Here is a 1,057-nt window from a genome sequence, read left to right as displayed (position 1 = left end):
GCCGCAGAGCTCGAGCCTGAATTTCGCCTTTCGCGTCGAGGAGGTCGTCGCCATGGGCCGTCTGCCCCATGCCAGCGGCCGTGCGCGCGATGCGCAGATCGTCCAGGAAGCGCTGCGTGCGGCGGATGCCGCGCACCTGAGCGGACGCAGCTACCTGGCGCTGTCCGGCGGCGAGCGCCAGCGCGTGCACCTGGCGCGGGTGCTGGCGCAGCTGTGGCCGGGCGGGGCAGGGCAGATACTGCTGCTCGACGAGCCAACCTCGATGCTCGACCCGCTGCACCAGCACACCTGCCTGCAGGCCACCCGGCGTCTGGCCGAGGCCGGCGCCGCGGTGCTGGTGATCCTCCACGACCTCAACCTGGCCGCCCGTTATTGCGACCGCCTGCTGTTGCTGGAGCGGGGCAGGGCGCATGCCTTCGGCACGCCGGCCGAAGTGCTGCGCGCCGAGCCGCTGCAGGCGGTGTTCGGTCTGGAGGTGCTGGTGCAGACTCATCCCGAGCGCGGTCATCCGTTGATCGTGGCGCGCTGACGATTCAGGGGCATCCATGCGCATCCTTCTGCTCTGCTGTCTGGTTCTGGTCGCAGCCTGTCAGTCCCGCGAGGTGCTGCCGCCGCCTGCGCCCATCGCGCCGCTGGGGCGCGAGCACGCCGACCTCGGCCGTATCCTCGAGCTGGCCAGCGGTCGCTCGATCAGCCCGCAGCAGCTGGTCGAACGGCTGGCACGGGCCGAGCGGGTGCTGGTCGGCGAGCAGCATGACAATCCCGATCACCATGCGCTGCAGCTGTGGCTGTCACGCGAGCTGGCAAAACGGCGCCCGCAGGGCAGCGTGCTGCTGGAAATGCTCACGCCCGATCAGCAGGACAAGGTCGCCGCCGCCCAGGCCGCCGCCCGCGCCGGTCGACTGCCCGACGACCCCTTCGGCGCGCTGAGCTGGCAGCCGGGCTGGGACTGGTCGTTGTACGGGCCGCTGGTGTTGCACCAGCTGCGCCAGCCCTATCCGTTGCTGGCGGCCAATCTGCAGCGCGCCGAGATTCTGCAGATCTACCGGCAGCGGCC

The 1,057-nt window shown here is 71.0% G+C and carries 2 protein-coding genes; both read left to right on the top strand.

The features are described from left to right. The coding region (locus N878_RS21945; RefSeq protein WP_021445671.1) for an ATP-binding cassette domain-containing protein at positions 1-529 on the top strand (529 nt) is incomplete at its 5' end. Positions 530-545: 16 nt separating this feature from the next. After that, the coding region (locus tag N878_RS21940; protein ID WP_021445670.1) for a ChaN family lipoprotein at positions 546-1,057 on the top strand (512 nt) is incomplete at its 3' end.

The organism is Pseudomonas sp. EGD-AK9 (assembly GCF_000465935.2).
Lineage (GTDB): Bacteria > Pseudomonadota > Gammaproteobacteria > Pseudomonadales > Pseudomonadaceae > Aquipseudomonas.
Note: the sequence above shows the minus strand (reverse complement) of the source record. Positions and strands in the feature narration are given on the sequence as shown.